This is a genomic window from Promicromonospora kroppenstedtii DSM 19349, assembly GCF_000515355.1.
Lineage (GTDB): Bacteria > Actinomycetota > Actinomycetes > Actinomycetales > Cellulomonadaceae > Promicromonospora > Promicromonospora kroppenstedtii.
Window position 1 is genome coordinate 22,791 of sequence record NZ_KI911577.1, and the last position, 524, is coordinate 23,314.

1 protein-coding gene is annotated in these 524 nt (G+C 65.5%); it reads right to left on the reverse strand.

From position 1 onward, the window contains the following. Window positions 1-154: 154 nt before the first annotated feature. Window positions 155-524 (reverse strand): phage tail tube protein (locus PROKR_RS01675; protein WP_084800202.1); only part of this gene is annotated, 370 nt, incomplete at its 5' end.

Genomic DNA, 524 nt, shown 5'->3' on the forward strand with positions numbered 1-524 from the left:
CGGCGGTCTTGGTGGTGTCGCTCATGGCTGCTAGGCCCTTCGTTCGTGGTGGTGCTAGGCCCAGGGTGGAGCAAAGAAGAGCCCTCCCGGAGCGGGCCTAGCGGGGGCTCCGGGAGGGGTAGCTAGAGGCGCGCAAGGGGCCTTGCGCGACAGGTCAGGCGGTCGGCTTGCCGTCGTCGATGTACTTCACGGCGTTGGCGTTGAGGTCCGTGTCACGGAACGCCTCGATGGTCACCGTGTAGCCGATGAGCTCGCCGTCGTTGTAGGTCACCTCGCCGACCTCGTTCACCTGGCCGTCCGGGACGTGGATGCGGATCTTCGCGTCGCCGTCCTTCATCTCGAAGACGAACGACTTGTGCGGGAGCACGTCGGCGTTGATCTTCACGGTCCGGAGGGTGCCGGCGGACGGGGTCGCGGCGGTCACGGTGACGTTGTCGTCGCCGTAGAAGGCCTTCAGCACGTCGGTGTTCAGCGTCTCCAGGAAGGTGAAGCTGTACGAGACGGAGAAATCGGTCTGGAGGACC